Source organism: Streptomyces sp. NPDC032822, assembly GCF_055578825.1.
Genome location: NZ_JBVIOL010000026.1, coordinates 61,291 through 83,435, shown reverse-complemented (window position 1 = coordinate 83,435; position 22,145 = coordinate 61,291). Strand labels below are relative to the sequence as shown.

General features: G+C 70.2%; 16 protein-coding genes. 12 read left to right on the top strand and 4 right to left on the bottom strand.

What is annotated here, in order from left to right:
• Positions 1-317: 317 nt before the first annotated feature.
• The gene (gene lexA, locus ACZ5VD_RS39925) at positions 318-1,097 is read right to left on the bottom strand and encodes a transcriptional repressor LexA (RefSeq protein WP_468554089.1); all 780 of its coding nucleotides are present in this window, start codon (positions 1,095-1,097) and stop codon (positions 318-320) included.
• Between the two features lie 562 nt (positions 1,098-1,659).
• Here lexA and nrdR point away from each other — a divergent pair.
• Both nrdR and ACZ5VD_RS39915 read left to right on the top strand, forming a co-directional pair.
• Positions 1,660-2,220, top strand: a complete 561-nt coding sequence (gene nrdR, locus ACZ5VD_RS39920; RefSeq protein ID WP_468554090.1) for a transcriptional regulator NrdR — start codon at positions 1,660-1,662, stop codon at positions 2,218-2,220.
• Positions 2,221-2,382: 162 nt separating this feature from the next.
• Complete coding sequence (locus ACZ5VD_RS39915) at positions 2,383-5,283, top strand: vitamin B12-dependent ribonucleotide reductase (protein WP_468685358.1); 2,901 nt, start codon at positions 2,383-2,385, stop codon at positions 5,281-5,283.
• A gap of 172 nt (positions 5,284-5,455) precedes the next feature.
• Here ACZ5VD_RS39915 and ACZ5VD_RS39910 read toward each other — a convergent pair whose 3' ends face one another.
• A complete protein-coding gene (locus tag ACZ5VD_RS39910; RefSeq protein ID WP_468685357.1) occupies positions 5,456-5,989 on the bottom strand; it encodes a TerD family protein in 534 nt (177 codons plus the stop codon).
• A gap of 148 nt (positions 5,990-6,137) precedes the next feature.
• Here ACZ5VD_RS39910 and ACZ5VD_RS39905 point away from each other — a divergent pair, with 148 nt between their 5' ends.
• From ACZ5VD_RS39905 to ACZ5VD_RS39895, 3 genes are all read left to right on the top strand, one after another.
• A complete protein-coding gene (locus ACZ5VD_RS39905; RefSeq protein WP_468554093.1) occupies positions 6,138-6,743 on the top strand; it encodes a YdbC family protein in 606 nt (201 codons plus the stop codon).
• A 118-nt stretch (positions 6,744-6,861) separates the two neighbouring features.
• On the top strand, positions 6,862-7,521 hold the full coding sequence (locus ACZ5VD_RS39900; protein WP_468685354.1) for a histidine phosphatase family protein: 660 nt from the start codon (positions 6,862-6,864) through the stop codon (positions 7,519-7,521).
• Between the two features lie 12 nt (positions 7,522-7,533).
• On the top strand, positions 7,534-8,436 hold the full coding sequence (locus tag ACZ5VD_RS39895) for an ADP-ribosylglycohydrolase family protein (RefSeq protein ID WP_468685352.1): 903 nt from the start codon (positions 7,534-7,536) through the stop codon (positions 8,434-8,436).
• Positions 8,437-8,811: 375 nt separating this feature from the next.
• On the opposite strand, the gene ACZ5VD_RS39890 is transcribed toward ACZ5VD_RS39895, so the two are convergent.
• Entirely contained in the window at positions 8,812-10,359 is a 1,548-nt protein-coding gene (locus tag ACZ5VD_RS39890; RefSeq protein ID WP_468685351.1) for an MFS transporter, read from the bottom strand.
• 187 nt (positions 10,360-10,546) lie between these two features.
• Here ACZ5VD_RS39890 and ACZ5VD_RS39885 point away from each other — a divergent pair, with 187 nt between their 5' ends.
• The 3 genes from ACZ5VD_RS39885 (at position 10,547) to ACZ5VD_RS39875 (ending at position 12,678) form a co-directional block, all read left to right on the top strand.
• Entirely contained in the window at positions 10,547-11,170 is a 624-nt protein-coding gene (locus ACZ5VD_RS39885; protein ID WP_468685349.1) for a TetR/AcrR family transcriptional regulator, read from the top strand.
• A gap of 105 nt (positions 11,171-11,275) precedes the next feature.
• Entirely contained in the window at positions 11,276-11,977 is a 702-nt protein-coding gene (locus ACZ5VD_RS39880) for a ribonuclease HII (RefSeq protein WP_468685348.1), read from the top strand.
• A 68-nt stretch (positions 11,978-12,045) separates the two neighbouring features.
• Positions 12,046-12,678, top strand: a complete 633-nt coding sequence (locus tag ACZ5VD_RS39875; RefSeq protein ID WP_468685347.1) for a hypothetical protein — start codon at positions 12,046-12,048, stop codon at positions 12,676-12,678.
• 318 nt (positions 12,679-12,996) lie between these two features.
• Here the strand turns inward: ACZ5VD_RS39875 and ACZ5VD_RS39870 are convergent, their stop codons facing one another.
• A complete protein-coding gene (locus ACZ5VD_RS39870; protein ID WP_468554100.1) occupies positions 12,997-13,635 on the bottom strand; it encodes a hypothetical protein in 639 nt (212 codons plus the stop codon).
• Between the two features lie 517 nt (positions 13,636-14,152).
• Here ACZ5VD_RS39870 and ACZ5VD_RS39865 point away from each other — a divergent pair.
• From ACZ5VD_RS39865 to ACZ5VD_RS39850, 4 genes are all read left to right on the top strand, one after another.
• On the top strand, positions 14,153-16,312 hold the full coding sequence (locus ACZ5VD_RS39865; protein WP_468685346.1) for a RecQ family ATP-dependent DNA helicase: 2,160 nt from the start codon (positions 14,153-14,155) through the stop codon (positions 16,310-16,312).
• A gap of 150 nt (positions 16,313-16,462) precedes the next feature.
• Positions 16,463-18,301: a DUF4192 domain-containing protein gene (locus ACZ5VD_RS39860; RefSeq protein WP_468685344.1), complete on the top strand. Its 1,839-nt coding sequence runs from the start codon at positions 16,463-16,465 to the stop codon at positions 18,299-18,301.
• 792 nt (positions 18,302-19,093) lie between these two features.
• Positions 19,094-21,040, top strand: coding sequence for an amylo-alpha-1,6-glucosidase (locus ACZ5VD_RS39855; protein WP_468685343.1), 1,947 nt, complete (start codon positions 19,094-19,096; stop codon positions 21,038-21,040).
• 128 nt (positions 21,041-21,168) lie between these two features.
• Complete coding sequence (locus tag ACZ5VD_RS39850) at positions 21,169-21,927, top strand: NUDIX hydrolase (protein WP_468554104.1); 759 nt, start codon at positions 21,169-21,171, stop codon at positions 21,925-21,927.
• Positions 21,928-22,145 lie beyond the last annotated feature (218 nt).

The following is a 22,145-nucleotide window of genomic DNA, read 5'->3' as shown; positions in this document are numbered from 1 at the left end:
GTAGAAAATGTTCTTGGGCGCCGGGGGGTGGCGGGGGGAGAAGGGAGGAAAACGGGGGGGGGGGGGGGGGGGGGGGTGGTTGGGGGGGAGGGGGGGGGGGGGGGGGGGGGGGGGGGTTGTGGGGGGGGGGGGGGGGGGGGGGGGGGGGGGGGGGGTGGGGGGGGGGGGGCCCCCCCCCCCCCCCCCCCCGATCGGCAACGCTTCGTCAGCCCCTGGTCATCAGATCAGGGAGACCGCGCAGCACAGGGCCCCGGAACCGGCGCAGGGGTTCCGGGGCCCGGTCAGAGGGGTCGGCCGTGGGCCGCCCGCCGCTGCCGTCAGATGCGGCGCAGCACTGCCACCACCTTGCCCAGGATGGTCGCGTCGTCGCCGGGGATCGGCTCGTACGCGGAGTTGTGCGGGAGCAGCCAGACATGGCCGTCCTCACGCTTGAAGCGCTTGACGGTCGCCTCTCCGTCGAGCATCGCGGCGACGATGTCGCCGTTCTCGGCGACCGGCTGACGGCGGACCGTGACCCAGTCGCCGTCGCAGATCGCGGCCTCGATCATGGAGTCGCCGACAACCTTGAGGACGAACAGCTCACCGTCGCCGACCAGCTGGCGGGGGAGGGGGAACACGTCCTCGACCGACTCCTCGGCAAGGATCGGGCCACCCGCGGCGATACGGCCGACCAGCGGGACGTATGACGCGGCGGGCTTGCCGGCGGTGTCCGTGGCCTGTGCCGAGGACGACTGGTCGGAACCACGCACCTCGTACGCCCGCGGGCGGTGCGGATCGCGACGCAGGAAGCCCTTGCGCTCCAGGGCCATCAGCTGGTGTGCGACGGACGAGGTGCTGGACAGGCCGACGGCCTGACCGATCTCCCGCATCGACGGCGGGTAGCCGCGCCGCTGTACGGAGTCCCTGATGACCTCGATCACCCGGCGCTGCCGGTCCGTGAGCCCCGAGCTGTCGGCCCGGATGCCTGGAGGTCGGCCCGGTAGGGAACGCTTGTGCCCCTCGGGATTCATGGCTTCGTTCATCGCATGCACCGGCTCGAGTCGGCCCTGGGAGCGGTCCTGGGCAGTGATGGTGGCACTGTCTGCGGTGGTGGTCACGTCGGCCCCTCTCGATGGTCTCCCTGCTGGACAACGGTAGTTGCTTTCGAAAGGTTGCGCCAAACACACGTTCGAGTGAAAAAACGCGAATAACCTGACTCGATCATGTGCTTGCGTGTATGGCTGACGCGGCGCCTGGCAGACGAAGGCGCCCGTTGTTGTGCTGTTCACCGCCGGGGTGGCGACCTCGTGGGTGCCGACTCAGTCTGCCATCAGCCTTCCCGTCGACCGGGAACCGGCCCTCATCTGTGCGGGAACCCCACGCGCCCTCCCTGTGGCGCCCACGGTATCTCCGCATGTGTCGCAGGGGTACGGGCGTGCGCCCGTGTGTCGGTGGGGCGGTACGGGCGGGCGGCACATGCCAATACGCGCGCGACACGCGAGTACGGCGTGTTTGTATGGGCCAATCCCCACATCTAGTGGTTGGATTGCAACAGCAGCCCAGAAGTTGTGGTCCCCCGGGTCTTCGAGCCCTCGGCGATCGCCTATGCTGGGGGCTGCTTCAAGGGGCCCAAGAGGTCTCCTGAGGCTATTGAGTCTGCTGTGAGGAGGGTTGGACTTCATGCACTGCCCCTTCTGCAGGCACCCCGACAGCCGCGTCGTCGACAGTCGTACGACCGACGACGGCACGTCGATCCGTAGGCGCCGCCAGTGTCCGGACTGCTCCCGTCGTTTCACGACCGTGGAGACGTGCTCGCTCATGGTGGTCAAGCGGTCCGGAGTCACCGAGCCTTTCAGTCGTACCAAGGTCATCAACGGTGTGCGCAAGGCATGCCAGGGACGACCTGTCACCGAGGACGCGCTCGCTCAGCTCGGCCAACGGGTCGAGGAAGCGGTGCGGGCCACCGGAAGCGCCGAGTTGACCACCCACGACGTGGGGCTGGCCATACTCGGCCCGTTGCAGGAACTCGATCTCGTCGCCTATCTGCGATTCGCCTCCGTCTACCGGGCCTTCGACTCGCTGGAGGACTTCGAGGCCGCGATCGTGCAACTCAGGAACGAGACGGGACCCCCCGCCGCGGACGACGAGGACCGCGAAGGTGCTGTCGCGGGGAGCCAGGAAGAAGACAGCGGGTCCGGAGGGACTGTTCAGGTCCCCGAACCCGCTCACGCCGCCGACTGACAGACGGGCCGGAACCGGGCGGAGACCCCGGGGCCGGTCGGCCAGTGGCGGACAAAGACTTGTTGTGGGCGACAAGAGGGCTGCCCGCAACACCACACACAACACCGTGTCACGGGAACATCGTGGCATTTCAGGGCGTTTTTGCCTGTACAGGGAGGCGGCATGACAGAGACGGCGAGCAGTCCGGCGCGAGGTTCCCGACCCAAGGGAACCAAGGCGACCAAGGGCCTGCGTATCGAGCGCATCCACACCACCCCCGGCGTGCACCCGTACGACGAGGTGGCGTGGGAGCGTCGTGACGTCGTCATGACCAATTGGCGCGACGGCTCGGTCAATTTCGAGCAGCGTGGCGTCGAGTTCCCCGACTTCTGGTCGGTGAACGCGGTCAACATCGTCACCAGCAAGTACTTCCGCGGTGCCGTGGGCACCCCGCAGCGCGAGGTGAGCCTCAAGCAGCTCATCGACCGCATCGTGAAGACGTACCGGAAGGCCGGTGAGGACAACAAGTACTTCGCCTCGCCCGCCGACGCGGAGATCTTCGAGCACGAGCTGGCGTACGCCCTCCTGCACCAGATCTTCAGCTTCAACAGCCCGGTCTGGTTCAACGTCGGTACGCCCCAGCCCCAGCAGGTGTCCGCCTGCTTCATCCTGGCCGTCGACGACTCCATGGAGTCGATCCTCGACTGGTACAAGGAAGAGGGCATGATCTTCAAGGGCGGCTCCGGCGCCGGCCTGAACCTCTCCCGGATCCGTTCCTCCAAGGAACTGCTCTCCTCGGGCGGCAACGCCTCGGGTCCCGTCTCCTTCATGCGCGGTGCCGACGCCTCCGCAGGAACGATCAAGTCGGGTGGCGCCACGCGCCGCGCCGCCAAGATGGTCATCCTGGACGTCGACCACCCCGACATCGAGGACTTCATCGAGACCAAGGTCAAGGAAGAGGAGAAGATCCGCGCCCTGCGTGACGCGGGCTTCGACATGGACCTGGGCGGGGACGACATCACGTCGGTCCAGTACCAGAACGCCAACAACTCGGTCCGCGTGAACGAGACGTTCATGAAGGCCGTCGAGGTGGGCGGCAAGTTCGGTCTGACGTCCCGTATGACCGGCGAGGTCATCGAGGAGGTCGACGCCAAGGCGCTCTTCCGCAAGATGGCCGAGGCCGCCTGGGCCTGCGCCGACCCGGGCATCCAGTACGACGACACCATCAACCGCTGGCACACGTGCCCGGAGTCCGGCCGCATCAACGGCTCGAACCCGTGCAGCGAGTACATGCACCTGGACAACACGTCCTGCAACCTCGCCTCGCTGAACCTGATGAAGTTCCTCAAGGACGACGGCAAGGGCCACCAGTCCTTCGAGATCGAGCGCTTCGCCCAGGTCGTCGAGCTGGTCATCACCGCGATGGACATCTCGATCTGCTTCGCGGACTTCCCGACCCAGAAGATCGGTGAGAACACCCGCGCGTTCCGCCAGCTCGGCATCGGCTACGCCAACCTCGGCGCCCTGTTGATGGCGACCGGCCACGCGTACGACTCCGACGGCGGCCGTGCCCTCGCCGGCGCCATCACCTCCCTGATGACCGGCACGTCGTACAAGCGCTCCGCCGAACTCGCCGCCGTGGTCGGCCCGTACGACGGCTACGCCCGCAACGCACAGCCGCACCTGCGTGTCATGCAGCAGCACTCCGACGAGAACACCAAGGCCGTCCGCGTGGACGACCTGGACTCGCCGATCTGGGCCGCTGCCACGGAGGCCTGGCAGGATGTTCTGCGCCTCGGTGAGAAGAACGGTTTCCGTAACGCCCAGGCGTCGGTCATCGCCCCGACCGGCACCATCGGTCTCGCGATGTCCTGCGACACCACCGGCCTTGAGCCCGACCTCGCCCTGGTCAAGTTCAAGAAGCTGGTCGGCGGCGGCTCGATGCAGATCGTCAACGGCACCGTTCCGCAGGCTCTGCGCCGCCTGGGCTACCAGGAGGAGCAGATCGAGGCGATCGTCGCCCACATCGCCGACAACGGCGTCGTCGTCGACGCCCCGGGCCTCAAGCACGAGCACTACAGCGTGTTCGACTGCGCCATGGGCGAGCGTTCCATCTCCGCGATGGGCCACGTCCGCATGATGGCCGCGATCCAGCCCTGGATCTCCGGTGCGCTCTCCAAGACGGTCAACCTGCCGGAGACGGCGACCGTCGAGGACGTTGAAGAGGTCTACTTCGAGGCGTGGAAGATGGGCGTCAAGGCGCTCGCCATCTACCGCGACAACTGCAAGGTCGGCCAGCCGCTCTCCGCCAAGACCAAGGAGAAGCCCGCGACCGACGCCGTCACGGAGAAGGCCGAGGCCACCATCCGTGAGACGGTCGAGAAGATCGTCGAGTACCGCCCGGTCCGCAAGCGCCTCCCCAAGGGCCGTCCCGGGATCACGACGTCCTTCACGGTCGGCGGCGCCGAGGGCTACATGACGGCCAACTCCTACCCGGACGACGGTCTGGGCGAGGTCTTCCTGAAGATGTCGAAGCAGGGTTCGACCCTCGCGGGCATGATGGACGCCTTCTCGATCGCCGTCTCCGTGGGCCTTCAGTACGGGGTGCCGCTGGAGACGTACGTCTCCAAGTTCACCAACATGCGCTTCGAGCCGGCCGGTATGACGGACGACCCGGACGTGCGGATGGCGCAGTCGATCGTCGACTACATCTTCCGCCGCCTGGCGCTCGACTTCCTGCCCTTCGAGACGCGCTCCGCGCTCGGCATCCACTCCGCCGAGGAGCGTCAGCGCCACCTGGAGACCGGTTCGTACGAGCAGTCCATCGACGACGAGGTGGACGTCGAGGGGCTGGCCCAGTCGGCGCCGCGCGCCCAGGAACTGAAGGCCGTCGCCCCGCCGGTGGCCGAGGTCGAGGCGGCCAAGCCCGCCCCGCAGCAGGCCCACACCAGCGCCGAGCTGGTGGAGATGCAGCTGGGCATCCAGGCGGACGCCCCGCTGTGCTTCTCCTGCGGTACGAAGATGCAGCGGGCCGGTTCCTGCTACATCTGCGAGGGCTGCGGCTCGACCAGCGGCTGCAGCTGATGATCGGCACCCTCTGGGTGTGAACCACTGCCAGGGCGGTGGCACCGGATTCTCGGTGCCACCGCCTTTGGCATGGCTGAAGCACCAGGAGATACCCGCGCGGTCCGACGCCCCCTCGCGGACGTCCTGAGACTGTCACTGGTCGCGACGGTCACCCGTTCGTGGGTGAGGGTCAGGTCCGGCGTGCCCGGCCCATGGTCGCCGTGAACGTCGCCGGGTCGTCCTCGAAGCCGAGAATGCCGGGGTGGAAGGCCCAGGTGCCGGACTCCTCGCGCACGAACTCCGCGACTGTCGCCGCAGTCGCCCCGAGCAGGTCGCCGAAATTGTCCTCGGCCAGGTCGGTGTAGCCCTCACGGATACGCAGCGCGGGGCTGATCACGCTGACGAAGGTCCGGTGCTCGGAGCGCTGTTGGATGACGACACCGACCACCACGCGCGCGTAGCGGGCGTCGAGCCGTTCGAGTTCGGCCGTCATGACCTCGTCCCAGCCGAAGCCCTTGCCGTCCTTGCTGTCGCGGTTGAGGTAGATGGTGCCGTCCGGGGAGCGGCTGTCGAAGTGCACCACATAGGCGGGGTCCCCGTACGGATCGCTCGCCAGATAGGTGGCGGCGACGACGTCCAGATCGGTGGGCGGCTGTCCCGCCGGACTCGGGTCCCACTTCAGAGCGATCTCGACCTTGCGGACGCCCTTCTTGAGGCCGTTCACCAGACTTCCCCTTCCCCCGGAGGCGCCGCCCGAACTGCCGGGCGGACATGGCAGGTTGTCCATCCTGTCATGCATGCGTGTGCGCTTGGGAGCAAGCTGTCCGCCCGAGGGTGACCGACGCCACGCTCCGTGGCCTTACGATGGCGCGGTGCTGGTCAAGTGGATTCGCTGCACCGTGGTGGACCGCCGCGGTTTCGAGCGGGGGCAGCGAAAGTGGGCGGGGCTTCTGGGGGAGCCGGGGTTTCGGGGACAGGGCGGTGGCTGGAGCCGGGGGCGGCAGGGCGTGGCGCACACCTTCGCGTTCTGGGAGAGCCGTGCCTTCTACGACTCCTTCATGGCCCGATCCCACGACCGGCTGGCGGCAGCCCAGTCAGGCACCTTCAAGGACAGCCAGGCCAAGTTGTTCGATCACCGTTTCGACGTGAAGACCGGCTTCGAACCGCGGTTCTCCGACGCGGACCTGGTACGGGTCGCCCACTGCCGCGTCCACGAGGAGCGCGCCGAGCACTTCACGCTGATGCAGGAGAAGGTCTGGAACCCCGCGATGGCCGGTTCGCCCGGCATGATCCGCGGACTGTTCGGCGAGGCACCGGGCAGCGAGTTCCTGGTGCTGTCGATGTGGTTGTCGGCCGCTGAACACGGCAAATACCGCGCCGAGCGCGTGGAGCGCCTCGCGCTGCGCGCCCAGACGGAGGCGGACGTCGCGGCCCTCGCGGGGGACATCGTGGAGCTCGAACCGAGCTGGACGGTCTGACGTCCGGGTCTGTCACCCGTGGGTCCTCCGTGCCCCTTGGTGCGGAAAGTGTGTGACCTACGCCGTATGGAGGCCGTACGAGTGCTCGATCCGGCCTCACCCGATCTAGGGTCTTGGCATGGCACGACCACGGCGCATCGTCCTTGTCCGGCACGGCGAATCAACCGGCAATGTTGATGACACCGTGTACGAGCGTGAACCCGACCACGCCCTCGCCCTGACCGACCAGGGCTGGCAACAGGCAGAGGAGACGGGAAAGCGGCTGCGCGAGGTCTTCGGCCGCGAGCCCGTCAGCGTGTATGTCTCGCCGTACCGCCGCACGCACGAGACCCTGCGCGCCTTCCACCTGGACCCCGACCTCATACGCGTACGCGAGGAGCCCCGGCTGCGTGAGCAGGACTGGGGAAACTGGCAGGACCGCGACGACGTCCGGCTCCAGAAGGCCTACCGGGACGCGTACGGGCACTTCTTCTACCGCTTCGCCCAGGGCGAGTCCGGTGCCGATGTGTACGACCGGGTGGGCGGCTTCCTGGAGAGCCTGTACCGAAGCTTCGAGGCCCCCGACCACCCGTCGAACGTGCTGATCGTCACCCATGGTCTCGCCATGCGGTTGTTCTGCATGCGCTGGTTCCACTGGACGGTCGCGGAGTTCGAGTCGCTGGCGAATCCGGGGAACGCGGAGATGCGGATGCTCGTTCTCGGGGACGACGGCAAGTATGCGCTCGACCGGCCCTTCGCACAGTGGCGGGATCCGGAGCCGTACGGGATCACTGGATAGAGTGGCAGGGCGATGACCGTTGACTTCTCTCCCGACGGGCGCCTGGACCGCGCCCTGGCCAGCCTGCGCGGACTGGCTGTGGGGGACGCGCTGGGCTCGCAGTTCTTCGTGCCGGTGAACCACCCGTTGCTCAAGCAGCGCGAACTGCCTCCCGGCCCTTGGCAGTGGACGGACGACACGGAGATGGCCTGCTCCGTGGTCGCGGTCCTGGCCGCTCACCGCCGTGTCGACCAGGACGCCCTGGCCCGCTCCTTCGCCGAGCACCACGACTTCGACCGCGGGTACGGCCCCGCGGTCAACCGCCTGCTCCGCCAGGTCAGGGAAGGCGGTGACTGGCGCGAGCTCGCCGCCGAACTGTTCAACGGGCAGGGGTCCTGGGGCAACGGCGCCGCCATGCGGATCGCCCCGCTGGGCGCCTGGTACGCGGATGATCCGGAGCAGGCGACGCACCAGGCGGAGATCTCCGCGTACCCCACGCACCAGCACCGTGAGGCCGTGGTCGGCGCCATGGCCGTCGCGGCGGCGGCAGCGCTGGCTGCCGCTCCCGGTGGCCCGCCCAGCCCCGGCGCACTCCTCGACGGCGTGGTCGCACTCATTCCGAAGAGTGCCGTCGGCGCGGGCCTGCGGCGAGCCCGGGACATGCTCGACTACGCCGATGCCGGCACCGTCGCCGCGGTGCTGGGCTGCGGGCGCCGTACGACGGCCCATGACACCGTGCCCTTCGCCCTCTGGTCGGCCGCCAGGTCCCTGGGGGACTACGAGCAGGCGTTCTGGACGACCGCGCAGGTCGGCGGAGACGTGGACACGACCTGCGCCATCGTGGGCGGAGTGGTCGCCTCCGGCAAGGCCGGTACACCGGCCGCGTGGGTGGAGCAGACGGAGACCTTCCCGGCCTGGGTGCCGCGCTCTCTCTGACCCGGCCCACTGGTCTGGCTGTCCCGAACTCGCGACCGGTCACCGGGTGAGGTTGACGAGTTGGGCTTTTGGAGACTCTCCGTGCACGTTGGGAACTCTGCGTGACGGTTCGGGCGTTCTTGTGACATCCGCTGTGTGGGGCGTGGGTTCGCACAGGAGGGTGACATGAGAAGGGGCCGGGGGGCGGAAATGCACTTCGTACAGGACTCGGGGGCGCTGTTGGCGGCCGTGTCCATGGCTGTACGGGCCGTTCACGGCGGAACGCGTGGTGTGCCGACCGGGGCGGGTGGCGTGCGGATGGCCGGACCGCGGTCCTGGTCGTCGGTCTCCAGGCGCGGGTCCGGCCATCCGCAGTTCCGTGCGGGGTCGGACGGGTCAGCCGATACCTGGGCCCGCCGTGCCGGCGAGCGCATCCAGGTCGCTCTTGCGGACCTTGATCACAAACCAGGCGGTGGCCAGGGCCAGTACGGCCATGGACACGGCCGCGATGAAGCCCGTGGAGATGCCATGGGCGAGTACCTCGTGCCCCCATGGCCCGGGCAGTTGGTGGGTCCGACTGAATTCCGCCTTCTGTTCCGCGGAGCCCTCGGCGAGGAACTTCGGCAGCTGCTTCTCCGCCTCGTCCTTGCTGGCGGTACCGAACACCGTGGTCAGGATGGACAGGCCCAGCGAACCACCCACCTGCTGAGTGGTGTTGAGCAGCCCGGATGCCGCACCGGCCTCATGCTGGGCGACACCGGAGACCGCGGTGAGCGTCAGGGTGACGAAGTTCAGACCCATACCGAAGCCGAACACCAGCATCGGCCCGAGCACCCCGCCGACGTAAGAGCTGTCGGAACTGATGAGGGCCTGCCAGCCCAGCCCGAGGGCCGCGAGTGCCGAGCCCGCGATCATGAAGGGCTTGGGCCCGAGCACGGGCAGGAACCGCTGGGACAGGCCCGCTCCCAGTCCGATCACGACCGTGACCGGCAGGAACGCGAGCCCCGCCTTGATCGGGCTGTACCCCAGCACGTTCTGTACGAAGAGCACGATGTAGAAGAACATGCCGAACATGGCCGCGGCGAGGCTCAGCATGATCACGTAGGTGCCCGAGCGGTTGCGGTCGGCGAACATCCGGAGTGGCGTGATCGGCTCTTTGGCCCTGGATTCGATGAAGGCGAAGGCCAGCAGCAGTATTAGCGCGGCAGCGAAGGAGCCGATGGTCAGGCCGTCCCGCCATCCCTCGTCGGCCGCGCAGATGAATCCGTAGACCAGCAGGGCCATGCCCGCCGTCGAGGTGACCGCGCCCGCGATGTCGAAGCGTCCGGTGTGCCGCTCGGACTCGCTGATGTACAGCGGCGTGAGTACGGCGATCAGTACGCCGATGGGGACGTTCACGAAGAGCACCCAACGCCAGTCGAGCCACTCGGTGAGCATGCCGCCCGCGAGCAGACCGATGGCGCCGCCGCCCGCGGAGACCGCGGCGAAGACGCCGAAGGCCCGGTTCCGTTCCGGCCCTTCGGGGAACGTCGTGGTGATGAGCGCCAGCGACGTGGGCGACGCGATCGCGCCGCCCACCCCTTGCAGGACACGTGCGGCCAGCAGCTGCCACGGCTCCTGCGCGAGACCGCCGAGCAGCGAGGCGAACGTGAACAGCAGGATCCCGGTCATGAAGACCCGGCGGCGGCCGAGGATGTCGCCCGCGCGACCGCCGAGGAGCAGCAGGCCACCGAAGGTGAGCGTGTAGGCACTGACGACCCACGTGAGGTCGGTCGTACTGAACTTGAGCGCGTCTTGAATGTGCGGGAGCGCGATGTTCACAATCGTCGCGTCGAGTACCACCATGAGTTGGCAGGCCGCGATGACGGTGAGCGCGATACCGGGATGCCCCTCCCGGCGGGCCGCACCCGGTTTCTGGTCCTGAATCAACTGAGAGGTTGTCACTATGGGTCCCCCACAAGTGCTCTAGTGAACGATCGCGTTCACTGCCGCGTCAACGGTAGTGAGTCCCAAGTAGTGAACGCAAGCGTTCACTCAGCTTATTGTTCGTGTGGTACATCCCCCGTCGGTGCCGCACGGCGCTTCCCTGTCTACGGAATCCCCGCTTCCCCTGCCTGTTGGAGACGCTCAGATGGTTACCTCGCGCTGGACGGCCGCCCCCGCTCAGACGGCTGTCCTTCGTCGGCGCGGCGCCGTACTGGAACGCGCGATCCTGGATGCCGCTCTGGATCAGCTCAGTACCGTCGGCTGGAAAGGCCTCACGATGGAGGGCGTCGCCGCCGGCGCCCAGACCGGGAAGGCCGCGGTCTATCGCCGCTGGCCGTCCAAGGAGGATCTCGTCGCGGACGCGCTCCGGGCCGGACTGCCGTCGTTCGAGGAGGCGCCCGATCTCGGCAGTGTGCGCGAAGATCTGCTCACGCTGTGCCGACGAGCACGTGACGCGATGTTCTCGCGCCCTGGCTTTGCCCTCCGTGCGGTGATTCACGAATGTGACCCGGCGCAGGCGGAGCGTTTTCACGGCGTGATCTTCGGGGGAGTCGTGGAGCCGACACTCAGGCTGCTGCGCGAGATCATCACCCGTGGAATAGAGCGGGACGAGGTGCGGGCTGACGCGGCGAACGGCTACGTCTTCGACGCGATACCGGCCATGATGATGTACCGATCCAAGATGTGCGCGAGCGAATGGAGCGATCGGGATCTCGAAGAGATGATCGACCAGTTGATGCTGCCGCTGCTGCGGCCGACCGGCGGATGACCGGGGTCCGTACGCCGGTCGATCTGGAGTCGCTGACGTTGGTCAAGCCGTTCGGGGAAACCGGGGTGTCGGAGGATGATCCGGGCGGCGTACGCTAAGGGCGCCATGCCGTACGAACCGCCTACACACACTGTCGAGCGCTCCCTCCGCGCCACGACCGGAGCGAAGATCATTGCCGGTGTCGACGAGGTGGGGCGCGGCGCGTGGGCCGGCCCCGTCACCGTCTGCGCGGCGGTCACCGGACTGCGTCGACCCCCCGAAGGTCTCACCGACTCCAAGCTGCTCAGCGTCAAGAGGCGTACGGAGCTTGCCCAGGAGTTGCTGAAGTGGGTCACGTCGCACGCCCTGGGGCACTCCTCTCCGGAGGAGATCGACCAGATGGGCATGACGGCCGCCCTGCGGCTCGCGGCGGTGCGCGCGCTGGACGCCCTTCCGGTCCGTCCCGACGCGGTGATCCTCGACGGGAATCACGACTACCTCGGCACGCCCTGGAAGGTCCGCACCGTGATCAAGGGCGACCAGTCGTGCGTGGCCGTCGCGGCGGCGTCGGTGATCGCCAAGGTTCAGCGCGACAAAATGATGGCCGAACTGGGTCTCGACCATGCAGACTTCGGTTTTGCGGCCAACGCGGGCTATCCGTCGCCCGTGCACAAGGCCGCACTGGCGGCACGGGGCCCCACCCCGTACCACCGCTTGTCGTGGGCGTATCTTGATGCGCTGCCCCAGTGGCGGCACCTCAAGAAGGCCCGCAGCTGGGCGGAGGGAAGCGTTCCGGAGATCAAGGGGCAACTTGGCTTCGATTTCTGACGGTTCCGCTCGCACTGATGTGCCACCCGCTGGCGCGAGTCGCACCAACGTTTGATAGATATCAGCTCATGCCTCTCCTTCCCGAGGAGCCTCAGATTCACGAGAGTGCCCAGGGTCCCCGCGCTACTCCGGCCAGTGGCCGTACCGCGCCGACCCCCCGTCCTGTACCCGGCCCCCGTCCCGCGGCTCATCCGCGCCCCGGTCGCCCTGGCCCGCTGAGGCCCGCGCCGCCGGTGCAACGTACGCCGCACGACGTGGCCGTGGCCAAGCCCGTACCGTCGGGCCCTGTCGCCGTGGCTCCGGCCGCGGTGACCCCGCAGATCCAGCTGATCCCGGCTTCCGCCGAGGGTGCGCTCGATGCTGCCGAAGAAGCCGTCGACCTGTTGCTGGATTCGGGTCGTGCCCCCGGTGACGTGCTGGTGATCACCACCGGCGAGAAGCACCCGTGGGCCGTCCACGAGCTGTCCTTCGGAGAAGCCTCCTACTGGGCGCAGCACGACGCTGCCGACGACGTCTTCTACACCGACGTCGCCGTGGCTTCGCGCGCCGTATCGCGTCCCGTGGTCGTGGTCGCCGTCAACGGCGGTCCCGAGTCGGTGGCCGGCGACGCCCTGCCGCTTGCCCGGGCTCGGGCCGGTGCCCTGCTGATCGTCTGCGGCGACCCGCAGCAGATCAACTCGGCACTGGGCACCGGCGCCTGAGCGCAGTCGGCTGAGCCGGTTCGCCCGGGGTCTCAGGGGTGGAAAGGTGCCGCGCGAGCGGCACCTGCACAGCGGCTGCCTCGTCGTGCCCGGCACCCGTAAGGCGGCGCTGTGTCCTGTTGTCGGGGCGCGCTGGGCTGTGCGGTGAACTCCGAGTGCCGTGCCGTGTAGGTCCGTCGCGCGGCGGGGCGCGCTTCGTCGTACCGTCACCCGAAGCTGTCGCGCGGGCTCGGAGGAGCGCGGGGTGTACCCACGGGGCCGTGCGGGTGCGCGGGCGCCACGAGTGCGTGACGCGGTCCGCACAGCCCCGGCCCGCGTCTAGCGGGCCGCCGCGCGCCGCAGGACCTCCGCCGAGACGGCGCCGCCCGTGCGCGGCAGCGGGGGCGGCGCCTCGGACGTGGCGAAGGGCTCGGGCGCGGAATCCGCGTTCGGGCGGCGTCCACCGCGGCCCTCGCCGAGCACCTGCCATCCGTCACGGGTCAGCGTGATGTACGCCCCGCAGCGCAGCCCGTGCAGCGTGCAGGCGTCCCGCAGCCCCCACATCCAGGCGCCGTCCTCCTCTGTCCAGCGGGCGTCGCCCTCACGGCAGTAGAGCAGCACGGCGGTGCGCACCGGTGTCCGGCGTCGCAGGTCGTGCGGGATCACCCGGCGCAGCTGGGACAGCAGGACGTTGCGGGACATCCAGCCGTCGGCAGGCGCCGGGCGACGGGTGAAGGAGGCGCTCGCCCGTAGCCGTTCGTCGGGATCGAGGACCGCCACGATCGCGGTGGCCGGCTTGGGGAGATGACGCGTGTGCAACCCGCTGACGACCTCGCGAGGATTGCGCAGCAGGGGGATTCCCGCGGCGGCCCACTCGGAGGGTTCGAGCGTACGGGCCAGAGGATTGGCGGAAGCGGCGGACAGGTTGGCGGACGGCGACGTCGACGCCGCGGAGGACGGAGCGAATCCGAAGGTCACGGTCCTCCCTTCGGCTACGCGCCCACACTGCGGGCGGGGTCGGATTCGTGGGAGCGCACACCGCGGCAGAGCCCTGGCTGATCACGGACGAGCCATGCGGGGGGCGGACCTCAATTCTTCCTGTCGAACTTGGTTGCGGCAACGAGCAATTGGGCTCGGCGACCCTTTTCTGAGGGTTAGCGTCTTATATCCCTACCCGGTGTTCCGCGAGACGACGCACGGGACGTTCGAGCAGGACACGTTCGTGCGCCGTCGCGGGGTGTCCGACGCCTCGGGCGCTCCGCCGCCCACCGCCAGGACCAGTGGTAACACCACTCGCGCACCGGACCGTAGGAGGAGACGGGTGGCGACCGCAAGGGTTCCGGTCGGAGGCGCGCCGTCCGTCCCGGCCACCGGTCGGCCCCGGGAGCCCGCGGACCGTGTGGCGTACTTGTCCGTGGCCGGGGTGCCGCTTGTGAGCCGGTTGTCACGCGGGGTGAAGTCGCCGATTGTCAGTGCCATCGGGTTGCATGGGGGCATGGACAACCTGGAGCTCCGTACTGAAGCCGATGTCATCCTCGCCGAGCTCGTCGGTGCCCCGGGGGGTTCGGCGCGGCTGCGCGAGGACCAGTGGCAGGCGGTGGCGGCTCTGGTGGAGGAGCGCAGGCGTGCACTGGTGGTGCAGCGCACCGGCTGGGGCAAGTCGGCGGTGTACTTCGTCGCCACCGCGCTGCTGCGCCGACGTGGCTCCGGCCCCACGGTGATCGTTTCGCCGCTGCTGGCACTGATGCGCAACCAGGTCGAGGCGGCGGCGCGGGCCGGTATCCGGGCGCGGACCATCAACTCGGCCAACCCGGAGGAGTGGGACGCCATCTACGAGGAGGTCGAGCGCGGGGAGACCGACGTGCTCCTCGTGAGTCCGGAACGTCTCAACTCGGTGGACTTCCGCGATCAGATGCTGCCCAAGCTCGCGGCGACGACCGGCCTGCTGGTGGTCGACGAGGCGCACTGCATCTCCGACTGGGGACACGACTTCCGCCCCGACTACCGCCGGCTGCGGGCCATGCTCGCCGAGCTCGCCCCCGGCGTTCCGGTGCTGGCCACCACCGCTACCGCCAACGCGCGGGTCACCGCGGATGTGGCCGAACAGTTGGGTACCGGCGCCGGCGAGGCACTGGTGCTGCGCGGCCCGCTGGAGCGGGAGAGCCTGCGGCTGGGTGTCGTCCGGCTGCCGGACGCCGCGCACCGACTGGCCTGGCTCGCCGAGCACCTGGAGGAGTTGCAGGGCTCCGGGATCATCTACGCCCTGACCGTCGCCGCAGCCGAGGAGGCCACCGCCTTCCTGCGGCAGCGAGGCTTCCCGGTGGCCTCCTACACGGGGCGCACGGAGAACGCCGACCGACTGCAGGCCGAGGTCGACCTTCAGGAGAACCGGGTGAAGGCCCTGGTCGCGACGTCCGCGCTGGGCATGGGCTTCGACAAGCCGGACCTGGGATTCGTGGTTCATCTCGGCTCGCCGTCCTCGCCGATCGCCTACTACCAGCAGGTGGGGCGCGCCGGTCGAGGCGTGGAGCACGCCGATGTGCTGCTGCTGCCGGGCAAGGAGGACGAAGCCATCTGGCGCTACTTCGCCGACACGGCCTTCCCGCCCGAGGCGCAGGTCCGCCAGACCCTCTCGGCCCTCACCGACGCGGGACGGCCGCTGTCCGTACCGGCCCTGGAGGCGGCGGTCGACCTTCGGCGCAGTCGGCTGGAGACCATGCTCAAGGTGCTGGATGTCGACGGCGCGGTGAAGCGGGTGAAGGGCGGCTGGACGGCCACCGGAGCCGAGTGGGTGTACGAGACGGAGCGGTACGCGTGGGTGGCGCGGCAGCGGGCGACCGAGCAGCAGGCCATGCGGGACTACGTGAGTACGTCCCAGTGCCGGATGGAGTTCCTGCGCCAGCAGTTGGACGACGAAGGGGCGATCCCTTGCGGCCGTTGCGACAACTGTGCGGGGGCCTGGGCGGATTCCACCGTCTCCTCGGAGACGTTGACCGGGGCGGCGAAGGAACTGGACCGCCCAGGGGTGGAGGTGGAGCCGCGCCGGATGTGGCCGACAGGGATGCCCGCCCTGGGCATCGACCTCAAGGGCCGTATCCCGGCGAAGGAGCAGTGTTCCACCGGGCGTGCCCTGGGCCGGCTCTCGGACATCGGCTGGGGCAACCGGCTGCGCCCGCTGCTCGCCGAGAACGCTCCCGACGGACCGGTTCCCGACGACGTCCTGCGGGCAGCCGTGGCGGTGCTGGCCGATTGGGCGCGCTCTCCGGGTGGCTGGGCGTCGAGTGTCCCGGATGCCTCCGCCCGGCCGGTGGGGATCGTCGCTGTGCCGTCGCTGGCCCGCCCGCAACTGGTCGGTTCCCTCGCTCAGGGGATCGCGGACATCGGCCGCCTTCCCTTCCTGGGGACCCTGACGTACACCGGGCCGAGCGGCGCACACGCGGCCCGTCGCAGCAACTCCGCACAGCGCCTCAGGACGTTGTCCGGCACTTTCGGTGTCTCCGACGAGTTGGCCGGCGCCTTGGCCCAGTCGCCCGGCCCTGTCCTGCTCGTGGACGACTACACGGACTCCGGCTGGACCCTCGCCGTCGCTGCCCGACTGCTCCGCCAGGCAGGCGGTGCAGGGGTTCTTCCGTTGGTCCTTGCCGCGGCGGGCTGAGGTTGCCCGTCGTCGACGGGCTGGTGGTTCTGGCCGGTCACGACCGCCGGCCACGGCTGCCGGTCCCATGCGAGCCGAGATTGGTGTGTCCCCGACCGGAGTTATCCACAGGGCCCAACGGGATCTGGCGATCTGCGAGATCGTCTGCGCATGACGAATCACAGCGAAACGGCAGGATCCTCCGAGAACGGCGACATCGGCGGACGAGACGGACATGAGGGGCCAGGAGCCTCGGGCGCGGACGGCGGGAAGCCCACGGCAGGGGTCGGCGAACACGTCGAGTGCGTGACGTACGACGCCCGCGGAGGCGACCACCAGGTCACCCTGCGTACCCCGGCCGAACTGGCCGACGCGTTGCCGTACCTGCTCGGGTACCGCCCCGAGGACAGCATCGTCCTGGTCGCCCTGCACGACCGAGGAGGTCGCGGCCGGTTCGGCGGCCGTGCGCGGCTCGGCATCCCGTCCAACGAGGACGACTGGGAGGCCGCGGCCCGGCAGTTGGCCCACGGCCTCATCACGGGCAGCGAGCGCAGGGGCGCCAAGCCGGAGCAGATGGTGGCCTACCTCTGCCAGGAACCCGCCAAGGGGGAGAAGGGGCGGCAGGTCATGAACCGGTTGGCCCGGCTGGCCGGGTTGCTGCGCACGGAGTGCGGGCGCCTCGACGTGCCCGTCATCGAGGCACTGTGCATCTCCGACGGCCGTTTCTGGTCCTACTGCTGTCCGAGCGAGGGATGTTGTCCTCCCGACGGGAAGTCGATGGGCCTGCCCGGCACCTCGGTGCTGGCCGCCGCAGCGACCTACGCCGGGCTTCAAGTACGCGGCACACTCCGCGAGCTGCGGGCTCGGCTGCTGCCCTGGGAGACCGCCTCCGCACTGGAGCAGGAGGCGGTCCTGGACACCACGAGCATGGCGCTGGTCCCCAGGATGCTCGACGAGGCAGGCAGGGCGGACGTGGCCGAGGAGACCGTGGCGCTCGCCGAGCGGGTGATGACCCGGTTCGCTGAAGCAGCGCCCCTCTCCGGTGCGCTGCTGGCGGACCTGCGTGACGACGAACTGCTCGGGCACGAGGAAGCGGCCACGCTGATCCTCGGCCTGCAGGACCGTGTGACCCGTGACCGTGCGGCCGAGTGGGTGGAGGTACACGAGGCCGGTCCGGCACTGCGTCTCTGGCGAGCCCTGGCCCGCCGTTGCGTCGGGTCGTACGGCGAGCACGCCGCCGCCCCGCTCACTCTCGCCGGCTGGGTCGCCTGGTCGGAAGGCGATGACATCGAGGCCCGAGAAGCCATGGCCATGGCGTTGGGTGCCGATCGTGAGTACCTCTTCGCCCGCCTCCTGCACCAGGCGTGCAACGAAGGGCTGGACCCGGAGTCCATCCGGCGCTGTCTGCGCGCGGAACGTGAGGCACGCAGGGTGCGTGCCCGCTCGGCAGCCGCAGGAGAGGGCGGTGAACGGGAGGGCTGTGAGGGGGCGGTCCTGTCGGCGGCCCCGCAGGAAGTCGTGATGCCCGCGCAGAGGGCCGTCACCGGTATCACCGGAGCCCCGACGCTGCGGGACATGACCGGTCTCGGCGAAGCTCCCGTGCCGCAGAACGGGCCGGGGGTCGGCGAAGAGAGTACGGCGGCGGCGCCCGCGCCGACGTCGCGTCGACGACGGCGGACCCGGCCCGGCGGTGGCGTCGAACGCCGTCACCATTCCGCGGGCGTCGAGGGACGGCTGCCGGGGACGGAGGGATCCTCAGACCGCACACGACCCGCCGACGCGGACGAGTCCCATGCCCGCACCCGATCGACGCGGGCGGACGAGTCCCACGTCGCCCGCACACGACCGACAGGTGCTCCACGGCCCGGTGCTCCGGGAGCGGGGGCCACGCGTCCACGACCGTCGGAGAAGGAGAACCTGCGCCCACGCGCCGCGGGCCGGAGCGGCACACACCGGCGCGGTGCCTGCCCCGGAGCGCGGCCGGGAGAAGACGCCCAGGGGGAGGGATGAAGGACTGCCGGGACAAGGGCAGTGTGCTCAGTGGCCTCGCCGGCGGGCTGCGCACAGGCGGAGCGTGGGTGCGGAACGGGGGTGCGCGCATCTGGCAAGCCTTCTGCCGCCGAGCGAGGGGCAAGCCACGCGGGGACGGGGTCGGCCGGGCCGGGGCGGAGCGAGGGCCGTCGAGGGACGCGGGGGCAGGCGGGCCGATGCCCGGTCGGTGCGGGACTCGCCGAGTTCGCCCCCGCCGCCATTCGGTAGGCATCTGTCGCAGCGGGCGTGACCCCGAAGAGGTCCGCCCCGTTCACCTGAGTGGCGGAATCCCTGGACGGGTGCCGCCCCGCCCTTGTCCCCCAGGAGCCCTCCACCCGGCGCCGAACACGACCCAGGCGCACAGAGCGCAGAGGAAGCAGCCCCTTGCATCAGCCGACTCCGCCCTCCGCCGCCGACGACAGCTCGCCCTTCGACGGTCCCGCCGCGTCCTGGCCGAAGCAGGGCGTGCCCTCCCCGTCCCCCGAGGAGCGGGAGCACCTCCCACCGGATACGGACGATCGGCTTCCTCCACGGGAAGGGCCAGGGCGCCTGTCCGTACCCACCGGGCGGGACACGGGGCAGGACCAGGAAACGACCCCATGGGCGGACACCGGGCGACGCCCTGTGCCGTCGCCCGTCGTTCGCCCGCATCGCTCGACCCCACCCACTGCACAGCCCCACCTGCCACCGACCACGACCCAGGCCACGCGTGCGAGCGCGACCTCGACTTCGGCCTCCGCCTCGTCCCCGCCCCCACCCTCGCGTCGTTCCGTGGAACTGCCCCCGGCGCACGCCACCCTCGTCTGCGTCGCGCTCCCAGGACTCGCCATCTCCTCGGAGCAGGGGCAGTTGACCGGTCACGGCCTGGAGGGTTTCTACCGCGCGGGCCGGCGCGTGCTGTCCCGCTGCCAGGTTCGCGTCGCCGGTCGCGAACCGATCGCCGTACAGGCCCGGACGACGGCGGCGGACCAGGCCCGGTTCGTGGGCACACTGCGGGCCTCACCCGGCGCCGGTCCGGACCCGGACGTCGTGGTCGAACGCACCCGCCACGCGGACGGCACGGAACGCATCACGCTCCACAGCGCGGCCCTCCACCCGCTCCGCCTGCCGGTGGAGGTGGCCCTCGGCACCGACCTGGCGGACCTGGGCGCTATCGCTTCGGGACGAGCGGGGCCCGAACTTCCCGCCAGCGTCCATGACTCCGGCCTGCGCTGGTCCGGCGCCGACGGGAGCGTATCGGTCACGGCCGATCCGCCGCCCGCCGATGCCCTGGCCTCCGCGGGACTGCTGCGCTGGGAGTTCCACCTTCCCCCGGGCGGCACGGCGAGCGTGGAACTGCGGGTGCGCTCGGACGGCACGGGACCTGTCAGGCCCGCAGGGCGTGCGGCGACGAGTCCTCTGGCCACCGCCCGTGCGACAGGTGACCACTCCGGAGTCCAGGCGCTGCTGCACACCGGCATCGAGGATCTCCGGGCGCTGCTGCTGCGCGACCCGACTCACCCCACCGACACGCACCTGGCGGCAGGAGCCCCCTGGCGCTGCGGGATGGCACCGGCCGAGGCGCTGGCCGCAGCCAGGATGGCGCTGCCGCTCGGCACCAGGCTCGCGGCCGGCACCCTGCGCACCCTGGCGCGCAGCCAACTCCCGGGCGTCGGACCGCAGTCCGGCATGATTCCCGGGCCGAGACGGGATGCGGGAGCGTATCTGCCGCCCGGTTGTACGGCCACGGAGGCCACCCTGCTCTTCCCCACGCTCCTCGCGGAGGCCAGGAGGTGGGGACTTCCGCAGCCCGAGGTGGAGGAGTTGCTCCCGGCGGCCGAGCGCTGCCTGGCCTGGCTGCGGACGACCGTGGGCGACGGGACGTATCTGCCCGACCCACAGCCCGGGGGACCCGTCCGCTGCGAGACACAGGCCCATGCCCACCGCGCGGCCCAGCTCGGCGCCGAGTTGCTCGACGCGTTCGACAGGCCGGGAGGCTCCGAGCTGCGCCGGTGGGCCCGGGAGCTGCGCACCGCCTTCCGCGAGGACTTCTGGATCGAGGACCGCGGCGGCGGTCGGCCGGCGACGGCCCGCGCCCCGGACGGACGTCTGGTCCCGCAGCTCGGTGCCACAGCCGTCCACCTGCTCGACACCGGACTGCTGGGCGGTGGCGAGAGGGCACCCGGGCTCCTCGACAGGGTCCAGACCGGGCAGCTCGCCAGGCTCTTCGGCAGCCCGGCCATGGACTCCGGCTGGGGCTTGCGGGGCCTGGGAGTGAAGGAGGCCGGATACAACCCCTTCGGCCATCGCACGGGTGCCGTACGGGTCCACGAGACGGCGGTCGCCGTCGCGGGTCTGGCCGCCGCCGGCTACGAGAAGGAGGCCGGTTCGCTGCTGCGGGGCTTACTGGCGGCAGCGGAGAGTTTCGGCTTCCGTCTCCCCGAGATGTACGCGGGGGAGCAGCGTACGGAGGGAGGGGCGCCGCTTCCCCATCCGGCGGCCTGCCGTCCCTCGGCGACGGCAGCGGCTTCCGGCATCCTGCTGCTGACGACCCTCGCGGGGATCCGCCCCGACGCCCCCGCCGGGACCGTGACGCTGCGCCCGATGCGCGGCGCGCCCCTCGGGGAGCTCAGCCTGACCGGGCTGCGGGTCGCCGGCGCGCCCTTCTCCCTGCGGGTCAGCCGGCTGGGCCTGGCCATGGTCGAGGAGGCGGCCGACGGCCTCCAACTGGGAGCGTGACCTCGTACGACACCGGCGCGGACGGTCGGCGGCGATCCGTGAGGCCGCGGCCGGACCGCCGCGGACCTGCCGTCGAGGCGGCCGACGAAGGGACTGTTTATCGTCAGGCAGACGACTATGATCGCCGCATGCCCTACGACCCGTCAGCCTTCCCGCCCTTCGCCGTCACCGTGGACCTGGTCGTGCTGACCGTGCGCCGTCACGCCCTGTGTGCGCTGGCGGTGCGCAGGGGGGAGGCGCCGTTTCAGGGGCGCTGGGCGCTTCCCGGTGGCTTCGTACGGGCCGACGAGGATCTGGCACAGGCCGCGGCACGTGAGTTGGCCGAGGAGACGGGACTGCACGCGCACGATCCCGCCGTCCCGGTGCAGGACAACGGCGCCCATCTGGAACAGCTCGCGACCTACGGCGACCCCAAGCGCGATCCCCGGATGCGTGTGGTCAGCGTCGCCCATCTCGCCCTCGCCCCCGATCTGCCCGCTCCCCGCGCCGGTGGCGACGCCAGCAACGCGCGCTGGGCGCCCGTCGAGGAACTCCTGCAGCAGAGTGGTTACGGCCGTGACGGCGAACCGGTCGCACCGCTCGCCTTCGACCACACCCAGATCCTGTCGGACGGCGTGGAGCGCGCCCGCTCGAAGATCGAGTACTCGTCGCTGGCCACCGCGTTCTGCCCGCCCGAGTTCACCGTCGGCGAGCTGCGCCGGGTCTACGAGGCGGTCTGGGGCGTCGCGCTCGACCCACGCAACTTCCACCGCAAGGTGACGGGCACACCCGGCTTCCTCGTCCCCACCGGCGGGACGACCACCCGGCAGGGCGGCCGTCCCGCCCAGCTCTTCCGTGCCGGCGGCGCCACCCTGCTCAACCCGCCGATGCTGCGCCCCGAGGTCTGACACCGAGGAACGGCGGCCCGACAGCCGGCAGGTACGAGACCGAACCGCGAACCGGCCCCGTCTCGAACCATGAAGCGGTACCCACCCCGAGCCGCGAACCCGGTCCCTGTTCCGAACGGCGAACAGGGATCCGGACGGGATCGTCGAAGGACCGTCGGCCCACGGCGGAGCTGGCCTTGCGGTACCCGGGAAAACGGACATAGCGCGCTATCTTGCTA